The organism is Paractinoplanes tereljensis (genome assembly GCF_016862435.1).
GTDB lineage: Bacteria > Actinomycetota > Actinomycetes > Mycobacteriales > Micromonosporaceae > Actinoplanes > Actinoplanes tereljensis.
Genome location: NZ_BOMY01000013.1, coordinates 299,917 through 319,369 on the forward strand (window position 1 = coordinate 299,917; position 19,453 = coordinate 319,369).

The following is a 19,453-nucleotide window of genomic DNA, read 5'->3' on the forward strand; positions in this document are numbered from 1 at the left end:
TCGGCACGTTGCGGCCCGGCCGCAGCTCGTCCCACGCCGCCCCGCCGGACCACTTGGACCAGGTCAGGCCCGACGGGCCAGCAGGCCGTCAGAATGATGCTGCGCCGGTGGCACGCGCCCCTTTGTGGTCGGCGATGAGGTCGGCGCTGGTTTCTCCGCGGTCGGCCGGGGTGCGCTCGCCGTGCCAGGAGCGCCACAGCGCGGCGTAGGGGCCGTTCGCGGCGACCAGTTCGTCGTGCGAGCCCAGCTCGGTGATGCGGCCGTCCTCGACCACGGCGACGCGGTCGGCGTCGTGGGCCGAGAACAGGCGGTGGGCGATCGCCACCACGGTGCGGCCGTGCAGCACCGCCGCGAGCGATCGCTCCAGGTCGCGGGCCGCCCGCGGGTCGAGCAGCGAGGTCGCCTCGTCCAGCACCAGCGTGTGCGGGTCGGCCAGCACCAGCCGGGCCAGCGCGATCTGCTGCGCCTGCGCCGACGACAGCGGATGCCCGCCCGCCCCGACCTCGGTGTCCAGCCCACCGGGCAGCGTGAGCGACCAGTCGAGGGCGTTCACCGCGGCGAGCGCCGCCCGCACCTCGTCCTCGCCGACGCCCGGCCGCACCATCGCGACATTTTCCCGGACCGTGCCGATGAACACGTGGTGTTCCTGGCTGACCAGCGCCACCTCGGTGCGCAGCCGGTCGAGCGGCAGGTCGTCGAGCGACACCCCACCGACCGTGATCGTGCCCGCCGTGGGCTGGTGCACGCCGGCCAGCAGCCGGCCGAGCGTCGACTTCCCGGCCCCGGACGGCCCGACGATGGCGAGCCGCTCCCCCGGCGTCAGGGTGAGGTCGATGCCGTGCAGCACCTCGCGCCCGGCCACGTACGCGAAGCGCACCCCGCGCACCTCGATCCCGGTGCCGGCCGGAACCGGCACCTCGGCCGCCGACCGCTCCGGCTCGCCCTCGGCGACACCGAGCAGCCGGGCCAGCGACGCCGTCCCGACCTGCAGCTCGTCGAGCCAGCTCAGCAGCCGGTCGACCGGGTCGATCAGCATCTGGGCGTAGACCACCGCCGCGGTGTACTGGCCCAGGGTGACCTCGCCGTTCAGATAGAGCGCGCCGCCGACCAGCAGCGCCGCCACCACCGGAAGCACGTAACCGACCTCGACCACCGGGAACCAGACCGTGCGCAGGAACAGCGTGTATTTCTCGGCCAGCCAGGTGCGGTGCAGGTCGGTGTCGGTGCGGTCGATGCGCTGCTGCTCCCGGCGCAGCGAGTCGACAGTGCGCGCGCCCTCGACCGTCTCGGCCAGCCCGTCGGTGACGGTGGAGTAGGTGGCGTTCTGTTTCAGGTAGGCCTCGGGGGCACGTTTCAAATACCACCGGGTGCCGATCACCAGGACCGGGACGGCGACCAGCAGCGCCAACGCGAGCACCGGGGAGACCAGGACCATGGCGACCAGTACGAGAATCCCGGTGATCACCGCGATCAGCGTTTCCGGCACGGCGAGCCGGACGCATCGGGACAGCGCGTCCACGTCCCTCGTCGTCCGCGTCAGCAGGTCGCCACTCCCGGCTCGCTCCACCGTGGACAGCGGCAGGGCCAGCACCCGCTCGACGAATTCCTCCCGGAGGTCGGCCAGCACCCGCTCACCGAGCCGGGCCGACGCGAGATGCGCGAAGCGGGTCAGCACCGCCTGCAGCACGACGAACCCGGCGATCCACGCCGCGAGACGGTCGATCGCCTCGACGCCCTTACTGTGCTGGATGGACTCGACGAGATCACCGAGCAGCCGGGGCCCGACCAGCCCGGCGAGCGCCGCGAGCACGTGCAGGCCGACCATGATGCCGAGGGCCCGCGGATTACGCCGGAACAGGTCGCGGGCGTACCGGCGCACCTGGGCCGTGCCGGCGATCGGGAGCAGCGCGCTCACGGCTGGTCCTCGCGCAGCACCGCTCGGGCATAGCGGGCTTCGGTGGTGAGTAACTCGTGGTGGTGGCCGACGGCGATCACCCGGCCCTCCTCGACGTAGCAGACCCGGTCGGTGCGATCGAGCACGAGCGGGCTGGATGTGCAGATGACGGTGGTGCGCCCGGCGCGCGCGATGACCAGCCGGTCGGCGATGCGCGCCTCGGTGTGCGCGTCGACCGCGCTGGTCGGCTCGACCAGGATCAGCGTTTCCGGGTCGGCGACGAGCGCGCGGACCAGGCGCAGCCGCTGCTGCTGCCCGCCGGAGAAAGTGCGGCCGCGCTCGGCGACCTCACTGTCGAGGCCGTCGGGCAGCGCCTCGACGATGTCGGTGGCCGCCGCGGCGTGCAGCGCGGCCGGAAGCCGGCCGGTGTCGCGCGGGTCCAGGTCGTCGCGGAGCGGGCCGGTGAACAGCCGCGCGTCGTTGTCGGCCACCAGGATCCGCTCGCGGACCGTGGCCAGCGCGAACTCGTCGAGCGGAACCCCGGCGACCAGGCCGCCCTCGGCGTAACGGCCGAGCCGGTCGGCTATCCGGGTCGCGTCGGCGGGGTCGTCCGCCACCAGCGCGGTGATCTCGCCCGGCCGGATGACCACACCGGACTCCGGGTCGGCCAGCTCACCGGCGAGCTGATCGGCCGGCCGCGGCGAAGGTGGGTCGGGCAGGTCGGTGGTCGCCCCCATCAGCGTCACCACCCGGCGGCTGGCCACGTGCCCGCGGGTAAGCTTGTCGAGGGCCTCGGTGAGCTGCCGCAGCGGAGCGACCAGGAAGGCCGCGTAGGCATAGAACGAGACGAGCTGGCCGACCGTGATGTGCCCGCGCACCGCGAACCGCGCACCCAGCCAGGTGACCAGCACCAGGAAGATCCCCGGCAGCAGCACCTGGGCCGCCTCCAGCAGCGACTCCACCCGCGCGGTGCGCACCCCGGCCGCGCGCAGCGCCTGCGACTCCACCCGGTATCGCTCGGCGATCACCGCCTCGCCGCCGACACCGCGCAGCACCCGCAGCCCGCCGACCAGGTCGGCGGCCCGGCCGGTGAGCCGGCCCTGCTGCTCGCGGGAGAGCTGCTGACGGTGGTGCAGCGGCCGGATCAGCAGACCCACCACCGCCATCAGGATCGGCACGCCGAGCACCACCACCAGGCCGAGCGGCACCGACGTGGTGAGCAGGATGACGGTGACCAGTACCACGGCGATCAGCGAGCCGGTGCCACGGGCGGTGATGTCGATGGCCGCGCCGACCGCCCGGATGTCGGCGGTGCCGATCGCGACCACCTCGCCGGTGTCGATGCGCCGGGGCAACACCGAGCCGAGCCGGGCGGCCTGCCGCACGGTGATCTGCACGGTGGCGAACATCGCGCTCAGGAAGTTGGCCACCGCGAAGCGGTGCCGGCTCACCCCGAAGTAGGCCTGACCGGCGCCCGCCGCGAACCCGGCCAGCGCCCAGAGCACCAGATCACGGCCGTCGTGCCGAACCGCGGCGTCGATCGTCCGGCCGACGATGGCCGGCACCACGGTCTGGCAGAGCATCCAGAGAACCGCCAGCGCGATCGCCGGGTAGACGGTGCGCCCGAACCGCCGGACCAGCCAGCCCAGGTAGTGGGTGGCGGATCGGCTGTCAGGTTCGCCGAGATCGGCGACGGGTAGCTGTCTCATCAGGGCCCGACGTTACGGGCCGGGTACGACAGTTCGCGACGCGATTTCTCAGCGGTCGACCGGGCTGAAATCCCACACGTGCGGTGCGCGGGCGACCAGCTTGGCCGGCGGCACCGGCAGATTTTCCGGGGTGTTCCGCCACTTGGTGATCACCACGATGCGGTGGTCGGTCGACGAGTACACGTCGCTCGACACGTGTTGCGGCAGCACCTCCAGCCGGGGCACCGCCACGTCACAGACCCAGGTCAGCAGCTCGTCGAAGCCGCTCGCGAGGGCCCGCACCTCCCACATCCGTGCGATCATGTCCATTGCCTACTCCGTCACGCTGACCGTGGTCAATGACATTGCGGAATCCGCTGGCAGATCGAGACGACTCGGCGCCACCCCCGCCGCGACCAGCCGGGAACCGAGCGCCGCGACCATCGCGCCGTTGTCCGTACACAGTGCGGGACGCGGAACGCGTACCCGGATGCCGTGTTTTTCCGCCCTCTGTTCGGCCAGCACCCGCAGCCGCGAGTTGGCGGCGACACCGCCACCGATCACCAGGGTTTGCACCCCGTTGGTCCGGCAGGCGTCGATCGCCTTGGCGGTGAGCACGTCGCAGACCGCCTCCTGGAAACTCGCCGACACGTCGGCCACCGGCACCGGCTCGCCGTCCCGTTCACGAGCTTCCACCCAGCGGGCCACCGCGGTCTTCAGGCCGGAGAAGGAGAAGTCGAAACGGTGTGCGGCCTGGTCTTTCGGCGCGGACAGGCCACGCGGAAAGGCGATCGCGGCCGGGTCACCCTCGCGCGCCCGCCGATCGATCACCGGCCCGCCCGGGAAACCGAGCCCGAGCAGCCGGGCCACCTTGTCGAAGGCCTCACCGGCGGCGTCGTCGATGGTGGCGCCGAGCGGGGTCACCCCGTGGGCCAGGTCGTCGACCAGCAGCAACGACGAATGCCCGCCGGACACCAGCATGGCGATCGCCGGTTCCGGCAGCGGACCGTGTTCCAGGGTGTCGACGGCCACGTGCGCGGCGAGATGGTTGACGCCGTACAGCGGTTTCTCGGCGGCCAGTGCGTACCCCTTGGCCGCCGCCACCCCCACCAGCAACGCGCCCGCCAGGCCCGGGCCGCTGGTCACCGCGATCGCGTCGATGTCGGCCAGCGTGACGCCGGCGTCGTCGAGCGCGCGCTGCATGGTCGGCACGATCGCCTCGAGGTGAGCGCGGCTGGCCACCTCGGGAACGACCCCGCCGAACCGGGCATGCTGCTCCACACTGGACGCTATGGCGTCGGCCAGCAGCGTGTGCCCGCGGACGATGCCGACACCGGTCTCGTCGCAGGAGGTCTCGATCCCGAGGACCAGGGGTTCGTCAGACATCGCGCATCATCACCAGGGCGTCCGTGTTGCTGGGTTGGTAATAGCCGCGGCGGATCCCGACCGGCTCGAAACCGTACATCGCGTACAGCTGCTGGGCCGGTGCGTTGTCGACCGCGACCTCCAGCAACGTCTGTTTGATGGCCCGCCGCTCGGCCTCGCCGAGCAGCGTCTCCAACATTTCCCGGCCCACGCCGCGCCGCTGGGCGGTGCGGCGCACCGCGATGTTCTGCACCCAGGCCTCGCCGTCGTTCACCGCGAGACCGGCGTAACCGAGCAGCCCCTCGTCGAGCGCCACGATGTAGAAGTTGCGCTCGCGCTGGGCCAGTTCGTTCCAGAACATGGCCGGCGACCACTTCTCCGCACCGAACAGGTCTTCCTCGATGCCCAGCACCTCGGCGATGTGCCACCAGCGGAATCGTTCGATGCGCATCAGGTCAGCACGGTCTTTCGGCCGGTCGGTTCGACCGCGTCGGGACGCCGCAGGTAGAGCGGCGTGAGCGGCTCGCTCGGCGCGGCCTCGCGAATCCGCTCGGCCGCCAGAGCGACAAGGGCCGCGCCCGGCGGGTACAACAAATGCTCCTCCACCGGTACGCCGAACAGGTCCCCGTATTTCAGGCCGCCCTCGCCCGCCACCCGATCGAACTCCCCGGTCACCTCGGCCGGTTTCGCCACCTCGGGACCGCCGACCCGGACACCGTCCAGATAGGTCGCGAAGTAGACCTCCCGGCGACGCGCGTCGGTGGCGACCAGCACCCGACCCGGTCCGGCCGCCCGGCCCAGCGCGTCGAGCGAGCAGACCCCGTAGGTGGGGATGCCGAGCGCGTGCGCCATGCTCGCGGCCGTCGCCAGGCCGACCCGCAGCCCGGTGAACGGGCCCGGCCCCAGACCGGCGACGATCGCGCCCAGGTCGGACGGGCGCACCCCGGTCTCGGCCAGGGCCGCCGCGATCTCGGGCGCCAATTTCTCACCGTGCGCCCGGGGGTCCACGGTGCGCCGCTCGGCGATGCCGGACAGGCCGTCGGCGGTGACCTCCACCAGCGCGGCCGTGGACGCGGGGGTGGCGGTATCGAGAGCTAGAACGAGCACGTGCCGACCCTAACGCGGGTCCCAGTCGACAAGCGGGCGACCGCCGTCGGCCAGGGCCTTGTTGGCTGCGCTGAACGGGCGGGCGCCGCGAAAGCCCTCCCGGTTGAGCGGGCTGGGGTGACCGGCCTCCAGCACGATGTGTGCCGGGTTGGTGACCAGGACGGCTTTCTTCTTCGCGTAACCACCCCAGAGCAGGAAGACGACCCGCTCGTCGCGGGCGTTCAGCGCCCGGATGGTGGCGTCGGTGAACGCCTCCCAACCCTTGCCGGCGTGCGACGCGGCCGCGCCGGCCCGGACCGTGAGCACCGCGTTGAGCAGCAGCACCCCCTGCTTGGCCCAGTTGGTGAGGTCACCGGAGGCGGGCGGCGCGATGTTGGCGTCCTCGGCCAGTTCCTTGAACACGTTGCGCAGCGACGGCGGGATCCGCACGCCCTCGCGCACGCTGAAGCTGAGCCCGTGCGCCTGGCCCGGCCCGTGGTACGGGTCCTGGCCGAGGATCAGCACCCGGGTCTGCTCCGGCAGGCACAGCCGGTACGCCGCGAACAGGTCCTCGATCGGCGGGTAGACGGTCTGCGACGCGTACTCACCGGCTACGAAAGTGCCCAGCGCGGCGGTCGCGTCGGCGTCGAGGAACGGCTCCAGCTCGGCACGCCACTGGGCCGGAAGAAGCTCGGGCAGGTTCACGGAGTCTCCAATTCGCGGAGGCGGTCGGCCCAGTCGCCGCCGTGCGGCACCAGTTCCACCACCCGGGTGTCGTCGTCCAGTCGGTCGATGCGGACCTGCAGGTATTCGTCGTTGAGTCGCTCGACCAGGCCGGCCCCCCACTCGACGACGGTCACCGCGTCGTCGGCCGAGGCGTCCAGATCGAGGTCGTCGATCTCGGCGCGCGGGTCCGGCTTGTCACCGAGACGATAGGCGTCGGCGTGCACGAGCGGCGTCCGCCCCCGGTGCACCCGGGCGATCACGAAGGTCGGCGAGGTGATCGCCCCCTCCACCTCGAGCCCGGCGCCGATGCCCTGCACCAGCACGGTCTTGCCGGCCCCGAGCGGCCCGGAGAGCAGCACCAGGTCGCCGGCGCGCAGAAGGCCGGCGAGCCGGCGCCCGAAGGCCTTGGTGTCCTCGACGGTGGCCAGTTTCACGAGATCTTCTCCACGAACGGCACCAGCGCGGCGTTGACCTCGTCGGCCCGTTCCAGCATCACCACGTGCCCGCTGTTCTCCACCTTCACCAGCTTGGCGTCGGGCAGGTAGGCCACGATCTCCTCGGACTGCGCAACCGGGGTCAAATAGTCCCGGTCACCGACGATGACCAGCACCGGCACGCCCCGGAGCGCGGCCAGCGCCGGGAAGCGATTGTGCTGGTAGAGCGTGTGCAGATATTTGGTGAGCGTCTCGACCGAGGTCTTGGAGTTCATCCCCTCCACGAAGGAGACCAACGACGGACTCGGCTTCGCGTCGCCGAAGCCGTACCGCCGGGTCAGCAGCCAGGCCAGGTCGCTGGAGACCAGCCGGGCCCGGTCGATGGCCCCGCCGCCGAGGTGCGCGGCCTTGCCCCAGAGCGGGAAGAACGGTGCGCTGGCCCGGGCCACCAGCGACGGCACCGCCAGCTTGGCGCGATCGATCACCCGCGCCGAGGTGGAGATCAGCACCACGCCGGTGACCCGGTCGCCGAACCATTGCGGGTACTGCTCGGCGAACGCCATGATCGTCATGCCGCCCATCGAGTGCCCGACCAGGATGATGTGCCCGTCCGGCACGGTCGCGTCGAGCACCGCGGCCAGCGACTTGCCGAGCCCGGCGATGTCGTAGTTGCCGGATTCGAGCTTGCCGGACCGGCCGTGCCCGGGCTGGTCGTAGAGGACCAGCCGGTGGTCGCCGCGCTCGGTGAACAGCTTGCGCTGGAAGTAGAACGTGCCCATGTCCAGCGCGAAGCCGTGCACGAAGACGATCGTCGGCTTGCCGGTGTCGCGCTTCGGCTCGACCACCTCGACGTGCAGGTCGGTGCCGTCGGCCGCGGTGACGGTGAGCTCGGCGTCGAACGGCGGGTCGGCGAAGGTCTCCTCGGCGTACTGGTCGCCGGGGGCGTTTACCGACCGCCGGACCAGGGCCCGCTCGACCGCGAACGCCGTGGCCAGCCCGGCCGCGACCACACCGACCGCGGCCCCGGCGATGCCGACCTGCTTGGCCCGCCGCTTCACGAGGTCACCCCGGCCGTGCCATCGTAGATCCGCGGCACGCGCGGGCTCCCGAAGCGGGTGACGATCTCGTAGTTGATCGTGCCCACCACCTCGGCCCAGTCGTCCGCGGTCGGCCCTTGATCACTCGGCCCGAACAGCGTGGCCACGTCGCCCGCCGACACCTGGTCGTCGCCGACGTCCAGCACGATCTGATCCATGCAGACCCGGCCGGCGATCGTGCGCCGCTTGCCCGCCAGCTGCACCGGCCCGGCGTTCGACGCGGCCCGCGGCACCCCGTCGGCGTAGCCGAGCGGCACCAGCGCGAGTGTCGTCTCCCGCTCGGTGAAATAGGTATGCCCGTAGGAGACGCCCTGCCCGGCCGGGACCCGCTTGGTCTGCGCCACCCGGGCACGGGCGGTCATGGCCGGCCGCAGCCCGAACGTCTCACCCTCGATCGGCGACAACCCGTAGACCGCGATCCCCGGACGGACCAGGTCGTAGTGCGCGTCCGGCCGGGTCAGCGTGGCCGCCGAATTGGCGATGTGCCGGTACCGCGGGCTGATCCCGAACCGCTCGGCCACCGCCAGCCCGTCGGCGAACGCGGCCAGCTGCCGGTCGGTCGTCTCGTGCCCGAGCACGTCCGCGTAGACGAAGTGGCTCCACACCCCGACCACCTCGATGTCGCCGTCGGCCTGCGCCTTCGCCGCCGCCTCCAGCACGGCCGGCCATTCGGCCGGGGTGGCTCCGGCGCGAGCCAGGCCGGTGTCCAACTTCAGGTGTACCCGAGCCGTCCGCTCCGCCCGGCGGGCCGCCGTCACCAGTTCCTCGACCAGTTGCACGCTGCTCGCGCTGAGATCGAGGCCGGCCGCGACGCCCTCGTGCAGCGCCAGCCCCGGGGAATGCAGCCAGGCCAGCACGGGCACGTCCAGACCGGCCCGGCGCAGGGCCAGCCCTTCGTCCAGGGTCGCCACGCCGAGCCAGGTCGCCCCGCCGGCCAGCGCTGCCCGCGCGGACGGCAGCATGCCGTGCCCATACCCGTCGCCCTTCACCACCGCCATCACCTCGGCGCTGGTGCCGGCGCGCATCAACGCCACGTTGTCCCGGATGGCGTCCAGATCGATCCGAACCTCGGCCTGCCACATGATTCCCAGCCTACTTTTCGCGATGACCAACTCGGTTACGGCTGCTCAGCCCACTCACCCGGCGGAGAGCAGGTCGGCCAGCACCGGGCGCAACGCGGCCGCCACGTCGGGCGCGGTCACCGGACCGGCCTCGGCTGCCCGCCGACCGGCCAGGCCATGCACATAGGCCGCCGCGATCGCCGCCCGCTCCGGCGGCAGCCCACCGGCCAGCAGCGAGCCGAGCAGCCCGGCGAGCACGTCGCCGCTGCCGGCCGTGGCCAGCGCCGAACTGCCGGTCGGATTGACCCACACCTCACCGCCCGGGGTCGCCACGATCGTCCGGTCGCCCTTGAGCAGCACCACCGCGTTGATCCAGGCGGCCAGCTTGCAGGCGGCGCCGACCCGGTCCGGGCCCGGCGCCTCCCCGGCCAGCCGTTTGAACTCCCCGTCGTGCGGCGTGATCACCAGCGGCGCGTCTCGTCGCAGGTCCTCGGCGTGCTTTCCGTCGACCAGCAGGGTCAGCGCGTCGGCGTCGAGCACCACCGGCAACGACGAGGCCAGCACGATGCGCAGGGTGCGCCGCGACTCGTCGTCGGTGCCCAGCCCGGACCCGCACAACCACGCCTGCACCCGCCCCGTATCACCCGGCCGGGGCACCGCCACCACCGACGGATGCGCCCGGACCACCTCGTGGTGGGCGCTGCCGGCATAGCGCACCATGCCGGTCGGGCCGGCCAGCGCCCCGCTCACCGACAGCAACGCGGCCCCCGGGTATTTCGCCGAGCCGGTCGCGATGCCCACCACGCCGCGCGTGTACTTGTCGGAGGCCGGGCCCGGTTGCGGCCACCACCCGGCGATGTCGGCGACGTCGGGCACCCGGACCACCGGGTCGGCGCGCAACGCCGGACCGAGCCCGATGTCGACCAGCTCCACCTGACCGCAGCGCACCGCGGCCGCCCCGAGCACGTGCGCCGGTTTGAGGCAGCCGAAGGTGACCGTGACATCGGCCGTGACCGCCTCGCCCGGCACGTCACCGGTGTCCACCGCGACGCCGCTCGGCACGTCGACCGCCACCACCACCGGCCGGTCGCCGTCGCGACCGCGCAGGTCAGCCAGCCGGGCCACCAGGCCGGCGGCCGGCGGACGCAGACCGCCGCTCGCGCCGATGCCCACGATGCCGTCGAGCACCAGGTCGGCCCGGGATCCCAGCTCGCGCACGGTGAACCCACCGGCCGACCGCAGCGCGGCCAGCCCGGCCAGGTGAACCCGCTCGGGCCGCAGCAACAGAGCACGCACCTGGGCACCCCGCCGGGCCAGCGCGGCGCCGGCGTAGAGCGTGTCGCCGCCGTTGTCGCCGCTGCCCACCAGCAGCAGCACCCGCGCGCCGTAGACCCCGCCGCCCTCGTCGAGCAGCAGTGCGCAGCGCCGGGCCAGGCCGGCCGCGGCCCGCTGCATCAGCGTGCCCTCCGGCAGCGACGCCATCAACGCCTTCTCGGCCGCACGCACATCCGCGACCCGCCATGCCTGCCGCATCAGCCCTCCAGTGCCCTCGGTGTGATGCCAAAGGTTTTAGGCCCCGGGTACGACAGTTTCGCGTTCCCGCTGCTCAGGATTCCGCGACCACCATCGCCGAGGCGATCCCGCCGTCATGTGAGAGCGAAAGGTGCCACCGGGTGACACCCCGCTCGGTTGCAGCGGCGGCGACCGTACCGGAGACGGTCAACCACGGGCGGCCGTCCGGATCGGAGACGATCTCGCAGTCATGCCAGCGCATCCCGGCCGGGGCACCGAGCGCCTTCGCCACCGCCTCCTTCGCGGCGAACCGCGCGGCGAGGGACTCAGCCGAGCGCGGATTGCCGGAGCCGGTCAACCGCTCGCCCTCGGTGAAGAGCCGATCCGCGAGCAACGGCGTTCGGTCGAGAGCCCGGGCGAAGCGGTCCACCAGGACAACATCGATACCGACAGCCACGATCACGGCCCAACCCTATCGGTAGCCGATGGCCGACGCTGCGGCGTAACGCACGGCCGGGTGGTGTGCAAGGCCTGTGGACAACCCGGCCGTATGCGCCTCCGCCGCCGTCCACAACCACACCCGGCCCGGTTCCCCGGCGCCTAACGTCGGCGCATCCCCGGGGCTTGCCCACGCAAGCTTCGCCGTTGCCCGCATGGAGGTTGCCGATGAATCCCGATCTCGAGGTCGACACCGACGAGTTGCGCCGCGCCGCCTCCGCCCTGGCCGACACCGCGGCCGAGGTGACCGCCGGGACGTCGCAGACGCCGCCGGCCCAGCAAACCCCGCGTTGGCCGACGGCCGACGCGGCGTCGCTGGCCGCCGAGGCCGCCCGCCACCAGCTCGCCCTGCTCGGCGCCGACATCGACGAGACTGCCCGCCGGATAACCATCGCCGCCGAGGCCTACGAGCTGGCCGACGCCCGCGCCACCACCCGCCTCCGGTCGTTCCGATGACCGCCGTGGTCTATGCCCGGCTGCGGGTAACCGATCCGAGCCGGTGGCGGGGCGTGGCCCTGGCCTGGCGGCGCTGGGCGGCCCTGGCCGGCCGCCTGGCCGCCGACCTCACCACCCGATTGTCCCGCACCGCGGCCGCCTGGTCCGGGGCAGCAGCCTCGGCCGCGCTGGCCCGGGTGGCCGCGCTCCGGCGCCGGCTCGTGCTGTTCCGGGTCCTCTGCTGGCAGGCCGACCAGACGGCGAGCGAGTTCGCCGTGTCCATGGAGCGGGCCCGGGAGTTGCTGGCCCGGGCCGGCCGCCGCGGCGTGCTCATCGACGACGACGGCAGCGTCCGTTCGCCCGGCGACCCCACCGCCGCGACCGAGGTGTCCGCCGCGATCAGCGTGGCCGCGCACGCCGACGACCGCGCCGCCGAGCGGATGGCCCGGCTGACGGCCGCCGCCCAGCAGCCCACCGCACCGCCGCCCGATCGGCCCGCCGGCACGGCGTCGCCGGCCGAGGTGAGCCGCTGGTGGGCCGGCCTGACCACCGCCGAGCGGCAGTGGCTGCTCGCCACCGAGCCGTCCTGGCTCGGCCCGCTGGACGGCATCCCGGCCGCCGACCGCGACACCGCCAACCGCCTGCTGCTGGAGGAACGGCGCGCCGAGGTGAAACAAGCGCCCGGGCTCGACGCGCTCGCCGACCGGCTGGCCGACGACGACGGCCCGCGGGCCTACCTGCTGCGGCTCGACGACCGGGAGGAGGGCCGCGCCGTGGTGGCGCTCGGCGACCCCGACCGGGCCGACAACGTGATTACCCACGTGCCCGGGATGACCGCCGGCCTGGCGTCGTTCAGCGGCGAGCTGTCCCGGGCCGCCCGGGTGGCCGAGCGGGCCACCGAGCTGTCCCCGGCCGCATCGACCAGCGCGGTGCTCTGGCTCGACTACGACGCACCCGACTTCGTCGACGAGGCTGCCAGCGCTCGCCGGGCGGAGGCGGGCGCTCCGGCGCTGCGGCGCTTCCTGGAGGGGCTGCGCGCGACCGAGGACGGCCCGCCGGCCCGGCAGACTCTGGTCGGGCACAGCTACGGCTCGGTGGTGGTGGGCAAGGCGGCCACCACGGCCGGTCTGGCCGCCGACGACGTGGTGTTCGTCGGTTCGCCGGGCGTGGGCGTCGACACGGCCGGCGACCTGGCGGTCCCGGCCGGCCATGTCTGGTCGTCGACCTCGCGCAGCGACATCATCCAGTACGCGGCACCCGCCCCCGGCTCCCTGCTGAAGAAGCTGGAGCTGGCCGCGGCCGTCCCGATCATCGGCCCGGCCTTGGCCTTCAGCCGCCCTCACCAAGACCTCTGGTTCGGGCACAACCCGAGCGATCCGTCGTTCGGAGCCTGCCTGTTCCCCAGCAGCCCCGACGCCGGCCACCTGGGTTATTGGGACCGCGGAAGCCCGTCCCTGGACGCCCTGGCGTCAATCACCCTGGGCACCGCCCGATGAGCCCGCCGATCACCGCGGACCCACTCGCACGGAAAGGCCGAGGACCGCCCCCGGTGGGCGGGGGCGGACAGCCGAGGAGGCCGCCCGCCCAGGCGGGCGGCCTACGGTCGCGAATTATTCGACGGTGACGGACTTCGCCAGGTTCCGGGGCTGGTCGACGTCCAGGCCGCGGGCCGCGGCGATCTCGCAGGCGAGGATCTGCAGCGGGACCGTGGTCATCAGCGGGGCCAGCAGGGTGGGCGTCTTCGGCACCGGAATCAGGTGGTCGGCGTAAGCACGGACGCTCTCGTCGCCCTCCTCGGCGATGACGATGGTGCGGGCGCCGCGGGCGCGGACCTCCTGGATGTTGGAGACCACCTTGTCGCGGATGACGCCCCGGCCGGCCGGGGACGGCACCACGCAGACCACCGGGGTGCCCTCGTCAATCAGCGAGATCGGGCCGTGCTTGAGCTCGCCGGCGGCGAAGCCCTCGGCGTGCATGTAGGCGAGTTCCTTGAGCTTGAGCGCACCCTCGAGGGCCACCGGGTAACCGACGTGCCGGCCGATGAACAGCACCGTCGTCGCCGTCTTGAGGTCGCGGGCCAGGGCGCGCACGTCCTCCATCTGGCCGAGCAGGGTGCGCAGGCTGTCGGGCGTGCTCTGCAGCTTCTCGACCACGGCCGCGACCTCGTCGGCATACATGACGCCGCGGATCTGGGCCAGGTGCAGACCGATCAGGTAACAGGCGACCAGCTGGGTCAGGAAGGCCTTGGTGGAGGCGACCGCGATCTCCGGGCCGCCGTGGGTGTAAAGCACCGCGTCGGACTCGCGCGGGATGGTCGAGCCGTTGGTGTTGCAGATCGCGAGCACCCGCGCCTTCTGCTCCTTGGCGTGCCGCAGCGCCATCAGCGTGTCCATGGTCTCGCCGGACTGGCTGATCGTGATCACCAGCGTGGAGCGGTCCAGGATCGGGTCGCGGTAACGGAACTCACTGGCCAGCTCGACCTCGCAGGGGATCCGGGTCCAGTGCTCGATCGCGTACTTCGCGACCATGCCGGCGTGGTAGGAGGTGCCGCAGGCCACGATGAAGACCTTGTCGACGTCGCGCAGGTCCTGGTCGGTCAGGCGCACCTCGTCGAGGACGATCTCGCCGCGGTCGGAGAGGCGGCCGAGCAGGGTGTCGGCGATCGCGTCCGGCTGGTCGGCGATCTCCTTGAGCATGAAGTAGTCGTAACCGCCCTTCTCGGCAGCCTTGGCGTCCCAGTCGATGTGGAACTCCTTGCCGGTGGCGGGCTCGCCGTCGAAGCCGGTGATCTCGATGCCGGCCGGGGTGATCAGCACGACCTGGTCCTGGCCGAGCTCGATCGCTTCCCGGGTGTGCTCGATGAACGCGGAGACGTCGCTGGCCAGGAAGTTCTCCCCGTCGCCGCGGCCGACCACGAGCGGCGAGTTGCGGCGGGCGGCGACCACCGCGTCGGGCACGTCGACGTCGATGGCCAGCAGCGTGAAGGCGCCCTCGAGCCGGCGGACCGTGCGGCGCATGGCCTCGGCCAGCAGCTGCGGGCCGGCGGCGGCACCGGCCTCGCGCAGCGCGCGCACCTCAGCGGCGAGCAGGTGGGCCGCGCACTCGGTGTCGGTGTCGCTGGCGAACTCGACGCCGGTCGCCTCCAGCTCGGCGCGCAGCCGGGAGAAGTTCTCGATGATGCCGTTGTGGATGACGGCGACCCGCCCGTCGGCGGAGAGATGCGGGTGGGCGTTGCGGTCGGTCGGGCCGCCGTGCGTCGCCCACCGGGTGTGCCCGATCGCGGTGGTGCCGGAGGCGATGTTGTCGCCGCTCCGCTCGGCCAGGGCCTTTTCCAGGTTGGCCAGCTTGCCGGCCTTCTTCTCGGTCAGAACGACACCGTCGTCGACGATGGCGACGCCGGCGGAGTCGTAACCGCGGTACTCCAGTCGGCGAAGTCCGTCGAGAACGATGCTGAGCGCCGGACGACCGCCGACGTAACCCACGATGCCACACATGAGGGGCAGCGTAACCGAATACCGCTCACGGCGCATGCTCGGGAAGCACCCTTTCGAGCATCCAATTTGCTCGAAAGGGTGCCCTTGAATTGGCCGATCGCCCGGTACCGGCGATTGCCAGGTGGCGCTGCTGGCGTACCGTCAGCTTGCGCGCCGAACCCGGGAGAACAGCTTGACCGACCAGCCGAACAACCAGCAGCCGGGCCGCAACCCGGACCCCTCGGCCGCGCCACCGCCCAGCCCGGACGGCACCAGCACCCCGGTCTCCGGGCAGCCCTGGTCGACACCGTCCGGCGACTCGTGGTCGCCCGAGCCCTACCAGCCGCCGAGCGCCCCGCAGCCCCCGGCCTACTCCCCGGGTTACGCCACGATCCCGCCACCGCCGGCGCCTAACTACCCGCCGACGTCGCAGTTCCCGGCGGTCAACTATGCGCCGCCGCAGCCGGTCAGCTATGCGCCGCCACCGCCCGACGGCTACGGCGGCTATCCGCCGCCGGGATACCCACCGGCCGGCTACCCGCCGCAGGCCTACCAACCGGGCTTCCAGCCGCCCCAGCCGCCACCCCGCCGGAGCAGCGCCCCGATCATCGCGGTGATCCTGGCGGTCGCGCTGCTGCTCTGCGGCGGCATCGCCACGGCCGGCGTGCTGATCGCGCGCGGCGTCAAGGACAAGGCCGCCGAGGCGGTCGGCGACCTGCCGACCTCGGTGCCCGAGCTGCCCGGCCTGCCCACCGACCTGCCGACCGGCAGCACGGACGGCACCGGCCGGCAGATCACCGTGACGTACGAGGTGACCGGCGACGGCCCGGTGTCGATCGTCTACGTCGAGAAGATCGGCGAGTCGCCGAAGCGGCTGGAAAACGTGAAGCTTCCGTGGAAGGTCACCGCCCAGGCCGAGATCCCGGCGCTGTTGTCGATCGTCGTTCTCCGGGTCGGCACCAGCGAGGGCTCGGTGAGCTGCCGCGCGCTGGTCGACGGCAAAGAGGTCAAGGCGAACGAGTCCGGGCAATCCAACTTCGCCTCCGCCAACTGCACCCAACTGGTCCTGGAGTGAGATGACGGCCGATCCACTGGTCGAGCGCATGCGGGCGTTCGGCACCACGATCTTCACCGAGATGTCCGCCCTGGCGGTGCGCACCGGCTCGATCAACCTGGGGCAGGGCTTCCCGGACACCGACGGCCCACCGGAGATGCTGGCGGCCGCCGCCGAGGCGCTGCGGGGTGGCGCCAACCAGTACCCTCCGCTGCCCGGGATCCCCGCCCTGCGGGCGAAGATCACCGAGCACGAGCAGCGCTTCTGGGGCCTGAGCCGGGACCCGGACACCGAGGTCGTGGTCACCGCGGGCGCCACCGAGGCGATCGCCGCCGCGATCCTGGGACTATGCGAGAGCGGCGACGAGGTGGTCACGTTCGAGCCGTACTACGACTCGTACGCGGCGAGCATCACCCTGGCCGGCGCGGTGCGACGGACCGTGACCCTGCGCCCGGGCCCGCAGGGCCGATATGTCTTCGACGAGGCCGAGCTGCGCGCCGCGTTCGGCCCGCGCACTCGCCTGGTGCTGCTCAATTCGCCGCACAACCCGACCGGCAAGGTCTTCACCCGCGCCGAACTCACCCTGATCGCCGAGCTCTGCCAGGAATTCGACGCGTACGCGGTGACCGACGAGGTCTACGAGCACCTGGTCTTCACCGACGCGGCCGAGCCGCACACCCCGCTGGCCACGCTGCCCGGCATGCGGGAGCGGACGCTGCGCATCTCCTCGGCCGGCAAGACGTTCTCCTGCACCGGCTGGAAGGTCGGCTGGGCGACCGGCCCGCGCGAGCTGGTCTCCACCGTGCAGCGCGTCAAACAGTTCCTGACGTTCGTGAACGCCGGCCCACTTCAGCCGGCGGTTGCGGTCGCGCTCGGCCTGCCGGATACCTACTTCACCGAGTTCCGGGCGACCCTGCAGGCCCGCCGCGACCGCTTGGTGGCGGGCCTCACCGAGGCCGGTTTCGTGGTCCAGCCGTCCGAGGGCACCTACTTCGTGACCACCGACATCACCCCGCTGGGCGGAACGGACGGCGCCGACTTCTGCCGGGAACTGCCCGCCCGCTGCGGCGTCGTCGCGGTGCCCACCCAGGTCTTCTACGACCACAAGGACGAGGGCAGGCACCTGATCCGGTTCGCCTTCTGCAAGCGCGAAGAGGTCATCGACGAGGCCGCCCGGAGGCTGGCGAAGATCTAAGCGGGGCTGGCCGAGTTGACCTCGGCGGCGATCCGCTCGGCGACCGAGCGAGCCTGCTCCTCGGTGCCGGCCTCGACCATCACCCGAACGAGCGGCTCGGTGCCGGAGGGGCGCAGCAGCACCCGGCCGGTCTCGCCCAACTCGTCCTCGGCCAGCGCGACGGCGGCCTGCACGGTCGGGGCGGCCGCGCCGGCCTCCCGGTCGCCGACCCGCACGTTGATCAGCACCTGCGGCAGCTTGTGCACCACGGCGGCCAGGTCGGCCAGCGACTTCCCGCTGCCGGCCAGCTGGGCCATCAGGTGCAGCCCGGTGAGCACGCCGTCGCCGGTGGTGGCGAACTCGGGCATCACGATGTGCCCGCTCTGCTCGCCGCCCAGCGCCAGCCCGCCCGCGTTCAGCTCCTCCAGGACGTACCGGTCGCCGACCTTGGCCTCGATCATCTTGATGCCGGACTGCTTCATCGCGATCTTCAAGCCCAGGTTGCTCATCACGGTCGCCACCAGCGTGTCGTTGGTGAGCGTGCCGGCGTCCCGCATGGCGAGCGCGAGGATCGCCATGATCTGGTCGCCGTCGACGATGTCACCCGAAGCGGTGACGGCCAGGCAGCGGTCGGCGTCCCCGTCGTGCGCGATGCCGAGGTCGGCACCCTCGGCGAGGACCCGGTCCCGGACCTTCTCCATGTGGGTGGAACCACACTCTTCGTTGATGTTGAGGCCGTCCGGGTCGGCGTGGATCGCGATGACCTCGGCGCCGGCCTCCTCGTACGCGATCGGCCCGACCTCGCTGGCCGCACCGTTGGCGCAGTCCACCACGACCTTGATGCCCTCGAGCCGGTTCGGCGTGGCGGCGACCAGGTGCTTGATGTAGTGCTCGGCCCCGTCGAGCAGGTCGTTGACCCGGCCGATGGCACCGCCGATGGGACGCCCGATCACCCCGTGCCCGTCCTCGACGGCCTGCTCGATCCGCGCCTCCAGCTCGTCCGGCAGCTTGGTGCCGCCGGCCGCGAACAGCTTGATGCCGTTGTCCGGCATCGGGTTGTGCGAGGCGGAGAGCATCACGCCGAGGTCGGCGTTGGTCTGCGCGACCAGGTAGGCCACGGCCGGGGTGGGCAGCACGCCGACCCGCACCACGTTGGCTCCGGCGCTGGTCAGCCCGGCGACCACGGCCGCCTCGAGCATCTCGCCGCTGGCCCGCGGGTCGCGCCCGACGATGGCGAGCGGCTGGTGGCTGGTGTCACTCTCGACCAGGACCCGGGCCGCGGCGACCGCGACGGACAGGGCCAGTTCCGGCGTCAGGTCGCCGTTTGCGAGCCCGCGCACACCGTCGGTACCGAAGAGTCGCCCCATGGCGGCTTCCTTTCGAGGGAAACGAATGCAAAACGGCCGGGCCCGCCCCCCAACCAACGAGGGGGGCGAACCCGGCCGCCTAGAAAGCGATCAGCGCTTCGAGTACTGCGGAGCCTTACGGGCCTTCTTGAGGCCGTACTTCTTGCTTTCCTTGACCCGGGAGTCCCGGGTGAGGAAGCCGGCCTTCTTCAGGGCCGGGCGGTCGTCCGGTTCGTTCGTGATGAGCGCCCGGGAGATGCCGAGGCGAAGCGCACCGGCCTGGCCGGTGATGCCGCCGCCGCGGAGGTTGGCGATCACGTCGAACTGCTCGGCCTTCTCGGCGATGTTCAGCGGCTCACGGATGAGCTGCTGGTGCACCTTGCTCGGGAAGTAGGCCTCGAGGTCGCGACCGTTACAGGTGATCTTGCCGGTGCCGGGGATGAGACGCACCCGGACGATGGCCTCCTTGCGGCGGCCAACGGTCTGGATCGGACGGTCACCGGGACGCGGGGCGCGGACCGGGGCCGGCGCGGGCGTCTCAACGACGACGACCGTCTCAGCGGGCTCCTCGACGGTCTCGACGACCTCGGGCTCGATGATGTCGGACATG

The 19,453-nt window shown here is 72.3% G+C and carries 19 protein-coding genes; 4 read left to right on the forward strand and 15 right to left on the reverse strand.

The window, feature by feature from the left end; all coding sequences use genetic code 11:
* Nucleotides 1-88: 88 nt before the first annotated feature.
* From Ate02nite_RS10620 to Ate02nite_RS10675, 12 genes are all read right to left on the reverse strand, one after another.
* The gene (locus Ate02nite_RS10620) at nucleotides 89-1,915 is read right to left on the reverse strand and encodes an ABC transporter ATP-binding protein (protein WP_203802953.1); all 1,827 of its coding nucleotides are present in this window, start codon (nucleotides 1,913-1,915) and stop codon (nucleotides 89-91) included.
* Nucleotides 1,912-3,603 (reverse strand): ABC transporter ATP-binding protein, encoded by a 1,692-nt coding sequence (locus Ate02nite_RS10625; RefSeq protein WP_203802954.1) that lies wholly within the window; start codon nucleotides 3,601-3,603, stop codon nucleotides 1,912-1,914. The genes Ate02nite_RS10620 and Ate02nite_RS10625 overlap by 4 nt, the downstream gene beginning before the upstream one ends.
* A 48-nt stretch (nucleotides 3,604-3,651) precedes the next feature.
* Nucleotides 3,652-3,906, reverse strand: coding sequence for a hypothetical protein (locus Ate02nite_RS10630; protein ID WP_203803425.1), 255 nt, complete (start codon nucleotides 3,904-3,906; stop codon nucleotides 3,652-3,654).
* Between the two features lie 9 nt (nucleotides 3,907-3,915).
* Nucleotides 3,916-4,968, reverse strand: a complete 1,053-nt coding sequence (gene tsaD, locus Ate02nite_RS10635; RefSeq protein WP_203802965.1) for a tRNA (adenosine(37)-N6)-threonylcarbamoyltransferase complex transferase subunit TsaD — start codon at nucleotides 4,966-4,968, stop codon at nucleotides 3,916-3,918.
* Nucleotides 4,961-5,398 carry a ribosomal protein S18-alanine N-acetyltransferase gene (rimI, locus tag Ate02nite_RS10640; RefSeq protein ID WP_239147279.1) on the reverse strand — a complete coding sequence of 146 codons (438 nt, stop codon included), beginning with the start codon at nucleotides 5,396-5,398 and terminating at the stop codon, nucleotides 4,961-4,963. Before rimI ends, tsaD begins: the two co-directional genes overlap by 8 nt.
* Nucleotides 5,398-6,054 carry a tRNA (adenosine(37)-N6)-threonylcarbamoyltransferase complex dimerization subunit type 1 TsaB gene (tsaB, locus tag Ate02nite_RS10645; RefSeq protein WP_203802979.1) on the reverse strand — a complete coding sequence of 219 codons (657 nt, stop codon included), beginning with the start codon at nucleotides 6,052-6,054 and terminating at the stop codon, nucleotides 5,398-5,400. The genes rimI and tsaB overlap by 1 nt, the downstream gene beginning before the upstream one ends.
* A gap of 9 nt (nucleotides 6,055-6,063) precedes the next feature.
* Nucleotides 6,064-6,738: a uracil-DNA glycosylase gene (locus Ate02nite_RS10650; RefSeq protein ID WP_203802982.1), complete on the reverse strand. Its 675-nt coding sequence runs from the start codon at nucleotides 6,736-6,738 to the stop codon at nucleotides 6,064-6,066.
* Entirely contained in the window at nucleotides 6,735-7,193 is a 459-nt protein-coding gene (gene tsaE / locus Ate02nite_RS10655; RefSeq protein WP_203803001.1) for a tRNA (adenosine(37)-N6)-threonylcarbamoyltransferase complex ATPase subunit type 1 TsaE, read from the reverse strand. The genes Ate02nite_RS10650 and tsaE overlap by 4 nt, the downstream gene beginning before the upstream one ends.
* Nucleotides 7,190-8,251, reverse strand: coding sequence for an alpha/beta fold hydrolase (locus Ate02nite_RS10660; protein ID WP_203803003.1), 1,062 nt, complete (start codon nucleotides 8,249-8,251; stop codon nucleotides 7,190-7,192). The genes tsaE and Ate02nite_RS10660 overlap by 4 nt, the downstream gene beginning before the upstream one ends.
* Nucleotides 8,248-9,372 (reverse strand): alanine racemase, encoded by a 1,125-nt coding sequence (alr, locus tag Ate02nite_RS10665; RefSeq protein ID WP_203803006.1) that lies wholly within the window; start codon nucleotides 9,370-9,372, stop codon nucleotides 8,248-8,250. The genes Ate02nite_RS10660 and alr overlap by 4 nt, the downstream gene beginning before the upstream one ends.
* A gap of 54 nt (nucleotides 9,373-9,426) precedes the next feature.
* Nucleotides 9,427-10,884 carry an NAD(P)H-hydrate dehydratase gene (locus tag Ate02nite_RS10670; protein ID WP_203803009.1) on the reverse strand — a complete coding sequence of 486 codons (1,458 nt, stop codon included), beginning with the start codon at nucleotides 10,882-10,884 and terminating at the stop codon, nucleotides 9,427-9,429.
* A gap of 73 nt (nucleotides 10,885-10,957) precedes the next feature.
* Complete coding sequence (locus tag Ate02nite_RS10675) at nucleotides 10,958-11,326, reverse strand: holo-ACP synthase (RefSeq protein WP_203803012.1); 369 nt, start codon at nucleotides 11,324-11,326, stop codon at nucleotides 10,958-10,960.
* Between the two features lie 203 nt (nucleotides 11,327-11,529).
* On the opposite strand from Ate02nite_RS10675, the gene Ate02nite_RS10680 reads away from it, so the two are divergent.
* Nucleotides 11,530-11,817 (forward strand): type VII secretion target, encoded by a 288-nt coding sequence (locus Ate02nite_RS10680; protein ID WP_203803013.1) that lies wholly within the window; start codon nucleotides 11,530-11,532, stop codon nucleotides 11,815-11,817.
* Nucleotides 11,814-13,292 carry an alpha/beta hydrolase gene (locus Ate02nite_RS10685; RefSeq protein WP_203803016.1) on the forward strand — a complete coding sequence of 493 codons (1,479 nt, stop codon included), beginning with the start codon at nucleotides 11,814-11,816 and terminating at the stop codon, nucleotides 13,290-13,292. Before Ate02nite_RS10680 ends, Ate02nite_RS10685 begins: the two co-directional genes overlap by 4 nt.
* A gap of 114 nt (nucleotides 13,293-13,406) precedes the next feature.
* Here the strand turns inward: Ate02nite_RS10685 and glmS are convergent, their stop codons facing one another.
* Complete coding sequence (gene glmS, locus Ate02nite_RS10690; protein WP_203803019.1) at nucleotides 13,407-15,290, reverse strand: glutamine--fructose-6-phosphate transaminase (isomerizing); 1,884 nt, start codon at nucleotides 15,288-15,290, stop codon at nucleotides 13,407-13,409.
* 172 nt (nucleotides 15,291-15,462) lie between these two features.
* On the opposite strand from glmS, the gene Ate02nite_RS10695 reads away from it, so the two are divergent.
* Complete coding sequence (locus Ate02nite_RS10695) at nucleotides 15,463-16,344, forward strand: MmpS family transport accessory protein (protein WP_203803022.1); 882 nt, start codon at nucleotides 15,463-15,465, stop codon at nucleotides 16,342-16,344.
* 1 nt (nucleotide 16,345) lies between these two features.
* A complete protein-coding gene (locus tag Ate02nite_RS10700; protein ID WP_203803025.1) occupies nucleotides 16,346-17,518 on the forward strand; it encodes a pyridoxal phosphate-dependent aminotransferase in 1,173 nt (390 codons plus the stop codon).
* Here Ate02nite_RS10700 and glmM read toward each other — a convergent pair.
* Complete coding sequence (gene glmM / locus Ate02nite_RS10705) at nucleotides 17,515-18,864, reverse strand: phosphoglucosamine mutase (RefSeq protein WP_203803028.1); 1,350 nt, start codon at nucleotides 18,862-18,864, stop codon at nucleotides 17,515-17,517. The genes Ate02nite_RS10700 and glmM overlap by 4 nt on opposite strands.
* A gap of 90 nt (nucleotides 18,865-18,954) precedes the next feature.
* On the reverse strand, nucleotides 18,955-19,452 hold the full coding sequence (gene rpsI, locus Ate02nite_RS10710; RefSeq protein ID WP_239147280.1) for a 30S ribosomal protein S9: 498 nt from the start codon (nucleotides 19,450-19,452) through the stop codon (nucleotides 18,955-18,957).
* Between the last annotated feature and the right edge of the window lies 1 nt (nucleotide 19,453).